The following is a 5505-nucleotide window of genomic DNA, read 5'->3' as shown; positions in this document are numbered from 1 at the left end:
CCCCCGCCGAGCTCGACCGGGTGGTGGAGGAGCTGGCCGCCGCCCTGCTTGCGGCTCCTCGCGAGGCGGCCGTCGAGGTCAAGGCGTTGCTGCTGCACAGCCGCGAGCTTTCTGTAGCGGATCAGTTGCGTGCGGAGCGCGATGCTCAGGAGCGCTGCTCGTCGGCACCGGCCGGGGCAGCCGGCTGACGCGTCCGGCCGAGGTCGTGACGGGAACGATCCTCGTCTGCTTTCGCTTACAGTGTTGCAACGTAAGCATGAGCAGGATTCGGGGGTCCGCCGATGAGATTCGCCGAGGACGGGCCGCGCGTCAGCGCGCGGGCCTTCCAGCGTGACCGCTCGGTCGTCCACCAGAAACTGCGGCCGGGCACCCTGCGCCGGATCGCCGGGTTCGCGCGGCCCTACCGGAGGATGCTCGTCGGCTTCCTCGTCCTGATCGTCATCAGCGCCGCGCTCGGCGCGACGACTCCGCTGGTCTACAAGGCGATCATCGACGAGGGCATCATCCCCGGCCGGGTGGGCGTCGTGGAGGCGCTTGCCGCGCTGGTCGGGCTCATCGCCGTCGTCGACGCGCTGCTGGCCCTCGCGCAACGGTGGTTCTCCGCCCGCATCGGCGAAGGCCTGATCTTCGACATGCGGGCCGGGCTGTTCGACCACGTCCAGCGCCAGCCGCTGGCGTTCTTCACCCGGACCCAGACCGGCGCGCTGATCTCCCGGCTGAACAACGACGTCCTCGGCGCCCAGTCGGCCTTCACCGGGACGCTGTCCTCGGTCCTGTCCAACATCGTCTCCGTCGGTTTCGTCCTCGCCGCGATGATCGCGTTGTCGTGGCAGATCACGGTCGTCTCGCTGTTGCTGCTGCCGGTGTTCGTCGTCCCGGCGCGGCTGCTCGGGCCGAAGCTGGCCGCGCTCACCCGGGAGAGCTACGGGCTCAACGCCGAGATGAACACGGTGATGACCGAACGGTTCAACGTCTCCGGGGCGATGCTCGCCAAGCTCTACGGCCACCCGGCCCGGGAGAACGACGGCTTCACGGCCAAGGCCGCCCGGGTCCGCGACATCGGCGTCACCCAGGCCATGTACGGCCGGATCTTCTTCGTCTCGCTGACCCTGGTTGCATCCCTGGCGACCGCGATCGTCTACGGCGTGGGCGGGCGGTTCGCCGCCGAGGGCACGCTTCAGGTCGGCACCGTCGTCGCGCTGACCTCGTACCTGGCGCGGCTCTACGGCCCGCTGACCCAGCTGTCGAACGTCAACGTCGACGTGATGACCGCGCTGGTCTCCTTCGAGCGGGTCTTCGAGGTGCTCGACCTCACCCCGGCGATCTCCGACCGGCCGGGCGCGGTCGACCTGCCGCCCGGCGCGGCCACGATCGAGTTCGACGACGTCGGATTCCGCTACCCGGCCGCGGACGAGGTGTCGTTGGCCTCCCTGGAGTCGGTGGCGGTGCTCGACCACCGGCCGTCCGAGACCGTCCTGCACCAGGTGTCGTTCCGGGTGGCGCCCGGGGAGATGGTCGCGCTGGTCGGGCCGTCCGGAGCCGGCAAGACGACGATCAGCCAACTGGTGCCCCGCATGTACGACGCGGTCAGCGGCACCGTCCGGGTCGGCGGCCACGACGTGCGGGAGATCACCCTGCGGTCGCTGCGGGACGCCGTGGGTGTGGTCACCCAGGACGCGCACCTCTTCCACGACACCATCCGGGCGAACCTCGCCTACGCCCGGCCGGCAGCCACGCCCGAGCAGATGTGGGCGGCCATGGACGCGGCCCAGATCGGCGACGTCGTGCGGGCGCTGCCCGACGGCCTCGACACGGTCGTCGGTGACCGCGGCTACCGGCTCTCCGGCGGGGAGAAGCAGCGCCTCGCCATCGCCCGGCTGCTGCTCAAGGAGCCTTCGATCGTCGTCCTGGACGAGGCCACCGCCCATCTCGACAGCGAGTCCGAAGCCGCCGTCCAGCAGGCCCTGGCCACCGCGCTGGTCGGCCGGACGTCGCTGGTGATCGCTCACCGGCTGTCCACCGTCCGGGACGCCGACCGGATTCTCGTCGTCGAGAACGGCCGGCTGGTCGACAGCGGCCGGCACACCGAACTGCTGGCCCGCGGCGGCCTGTACGCCGAGCTGTACCGCACCCAGTTCGCAGCCCAGAACGCGGCCCACCACGGCGAGGCCGGCTCCGGGGATGCCGGCTCCGGGGAGGCCCGGGACGGGGAGGCCCGGGGCAGCGAGAGCCGGGACGGCGCGCGGCGGGAGGGCGCATCGGCCGCCACGGTCGGATGATCTCGCTGGTGGGGCGGAGCCGGCCGGTGAGCGGAGCCGGGGAACGCCGACGGTACGGGCCGGTGGGTAAAGCTGGATGGACCATCCCCACAGGTCTTCCGGCCCGCCGTCCAGGGACGCCTGGCACGCACGCCCGGGCGGCAGCCGCGTGACGGCCGCGGGGCGGTTCGTTCGGGCCGTGTTCGCCCGGCTGTGGGCCAGTACCCCTGCGACGATCTTGATGCTACTTTCCGTGCTTGTCTTGGCCGCTCCGGCCGGCGACGCGACGGCGGATGCCACCGGTGGGACGGCGGTGGGCCGCCGGGCTCCCCGCCGCCGCCCGGCCACCGTGAGCTGGGAACCCCCGGCCCGGCCCGGCTGGCCACACTGTCCGTGACGGCCGTGGGCGGGCCTGCCCGGCTGTCGTCACCCGCCTCCCCGCGGCGGCGCGGGCCGGTGTGACGGTACGCCCACCTGTACGCATGGCGCCCCAGGTAAACGGAATAGGGCCTTTTTCCCGCGGTTGGAAAACTTTCCGGGTGTCGGCCAGCGGATAGTGGGGGCGGTGTACGGACCACCGGAGTCATTTCCTAGGCTTGTCTCGTGTCTCGCCGCGCGAAAATTGTATGCACACTTGGTCCGGCCACCAGCTCGCCCGAGAGGATTCGGGAGCTGGTCGAGGCCGGTATGGACATCGCCCGTCTCAACCTCTCCCACGGCTCCCATGAACAGCATGCGCAGACCTACCAGCAGATCCGGGCCGCCTCCGACGCGGTCGGCCGTAGCGTCGGCATCCTCGTCGACCTGCAGGGGCCCAAGATCAGACTCGGGAAGTTCGGGTCCGGCCCGGTCACCCTGGCCTCCGGCGACCGGTTCACGATCACGACTGACGACGTGCTCGGTGACCAGCACCGGGTCGGGACGACCTTCTCCGGGCTGACCTCCGATGTCACCGCGGGCGACCGGATCCTCGTCGACGACGGCCGGCTGGTGCTCGAGGTCGTCGAGGTCGCGGGCTCCGACGTCCACACCACGGTCATCGTCGGTGGCCCGGTCAGCAACCACAAGGGGATGAACATCCCGGGCGCGGCCCTTGGCGTGCCCGCCCTGACCGACAAGGACGCCGAGGACCTGCGTTTCGGGCTCGGGCTGCCCGCCGACATGATCGCTCTGTCCTTCGTCCGCTCGGCCGCCGACGTCGAGAAGGTCCGGGCGGTGATGGACGAGGTCGGGGTGCGCCTGCCCGTCCTGGCCAAGATCGAAAAGCCGCAGGCCGTTGACCAGCTCGAAGAGATCGTCGAGGCGTTCGACGGTCTTATGATCGCCCGGGGTGACCTGGGGGTGGAACTGCCGTTGCAGGTGGTGCCACTGGTACAGAAGCGCGGCGTGTCCTGGGCGCGCGAGCGCGCGAAGCCGGTGATCGTGGCCACCCAGGTGCTGGAGTCGATGGTGCACGCGCCCCGGCCCACCCGGGCCGAGGCCAGCGACTGCGCCAACGCGGTTCTCGACGGCGCCGACGCGATCATGCTGTCGGCCGAGACCAGCGTCGGTGAGTACCCCGTCGAAGCCGTGGCCACGATGGCCCGGATCATCGAGACAGCCGAAACGGACCTGGGCCGGCTCCCACCGTTGCGTACCCGTCCGCGTACCGTCGGTGGCGCGCTGGCGGAGGCTGCCGCCAACGTCGGCAGCGCCATGGGCGCCCGCTACCTGGTGGCGTTCAGCCAGAGCGGGGACACCGCCCGCCGGCTCGCCCNCGCCCGCCGGCTCGCCCGATACCGCAGCCCCATCCCGCTGCTGGCCTTCACCCCGGTGCCCGCCGTCCGCAGCCAGCTCGCACTGCTGTGGGGCGTCGAGACCTTCCTGGTCCCGTTCGCGCACAGCACCGACGAGATGGTGCGGCAGGTCGACAGCGCGCTGCTCCAGCTGGAACGCTGTAAGCCCGGCGAACTGGTGGTCGTCGTGGCCGGTACCCCGCCCGGCGTGGCCGGGATGACCAACACCATCCGGGTACACCGTATCGGGGAAGAGGTCTGACCCCAAATTGTGACTTTGTCACAATTTGGGGGCCCCTGACGTGGTTGGTTGGCCGCCGTGGTGGGCTTACCGATCATCTGTCGATGATCGGTAAGGGGGCGGTTGGTTGGGGGCTTTGCCGCAATTTGGGGGCCTCTGGCGTGGTTGGTTGGTTGGTCGGCGTGGTGGGCTTGCCGATCATTGGGCGTGGGGAAGGATGTGGATCCGGTGCTGTTCTGGCAGCGGTGGATTCACATCCTTCGGAGCGGTCTGCCGGGCGGGCTGCCTCGCGGTGATCGGCGTTGGCGGGGCTCGGGGGTGTAGAGGGCTGCCTGCCGTGGTGGGCCTGTCGATCATCTGGTGGTGGTTGACGAGGGCGGTTGAGATCCTGTTCTGTCCGTGGCGCCCGAGCGTTGCTTCCGTGCGATGCGAGGTCCGTCGGCATGCCAAATCGGCCACCGTGGCGATGGGGGTTACGGGTGGGTGTCGAGTTCGTGAGGACCGGATGTCGGCGTGCTTTGCGGTATTTGCAGGCTGGTTTTCGTGTCGCCTGTCGTAATGGGCGCGTAGACCGGGTGCCGTGGCCGTTTTGAGATAACTGTGATCGACCGTGGCTTTCCGGATCGGTCGTGTCACGACTGTCGCGGACCGGCTGGAACGGTACGCGACGGCGGTGGGTCGTAGGGTCGTCCTCGATGAGGATTTCGGTGAAGTTGAGGGCCGGGTCCACGCACGGGTATCCGCAGGCCCCGCGTGCGTATGTGACCAGTCAGGCGAACGTACGGTAATGCCGTTTACGATACGTTGCAGAACGGCTACTGGAGCGACGCATGCTCCGGATTACGCTGGGCCTGACTCGGCCCACGTGACCCGGGAGCGTGCGCAATGACCGATCAACCGCCGCAGCGGTCTGGCCGAACCGACCAGGGCGCTGGTAGCGCCAGATCCGGTCCGGTCATGAGCCCGTCGGGCCCGTCGAGGCCGTCCAGCGGGGAGGGCGCGAACGCCGACAGCGGGAACGCCGACAGCGGGAAGAAGGACGTCGGACGTCCATCGGATCCGCCCGAGCGGCCGCAGACGTCTGCTCCTTCCGCGGCGGGTGCCGCCGCGGCCACTTCCGCCGGGAGCAGCACTTCCGCCGGGAGCAGCACAGCCGGGCCGGACGCGCGACAGGCATCCGGACATCGCCCGGCGCAACCGCCACGCTTCGCTGCCGGTGCTGCCGGTGCTG

At 70.2% G+C, this 5505-nt stretch carries 3 protein-coding genes and 1 pseudogene; 3 read left to right on the top strand and 1 reads right to left on the bottom strand.

Features of this window, described 5'->3' with window-relative positions:
* The 3 genes and pseudogenes from FrCorBMG51_RS29435 to pyk all read left to right on the top strand — a co-directional run.
* Positions 1–188 (top strand): annotated as a pseudogene (locus FrCorBMG51_RS29435) (enoyl-CoA hydratase/isomerase family protein); the annotation flags it as partial.
* A 93-nt stretch (positions 189–281) separates the two neighbouring features.
* Positions 282–2279, top strand: coding sequence for an ABC transporter ATP-binding protein (locus FrCorBMG51_RS07540; RefSeq protein ID WP_047222390.1), 1998 nt, complete (start codon positions 282–284; stop codon positions 2277–2279).
* A 582-nt stretch (positions 2280–2861) separates the two neighbouring features.
* Positions 2862–4295 (top strand): pyruvate kinase, encoded by a 1434-nt coding sequence (gene pyk, locus FrCorBMG51_RS07535; protein WP_047222389.1) that lies wholly within the window; start codon positions 2862–2864, stop codon positions 4293–4295.
* Positions 4296–5167: 872 nt separating this feature from the next.
* Here pyk and FrCorBMG51_RS30790 read toward each other — a convergent pair.
* Positions 5168–5505: hypothetical protein (locus FrCorBMG51_RS30790; RefSeq protein WP_235433404.1), on the bottom strand; the 338-nt coding region annotated here is incomplete at its 5' end.

This window comes from Protofrankia coriariae, from assembly GCF_001017755.1.
GTDB lineage: Bacteria > Actinomycetota > Actinomycetes > Frankiales > Frankiaceae > Protofrankia > Protofrankia coriariae.
This window is presented reverse-complemented; position numbering and strand designations above follow the sequence as displayed.

What these genes read in the sequence shown, in the direction of transcription:
- FrCorBMG51_RS07540 (WP_047222390.1), top strand. Translation starts at nt 282, where the DNA reads ATGAGATTCGCCGAGGACGGGCCGCGCGTCAGCGCGCGGGCCTTCCAG.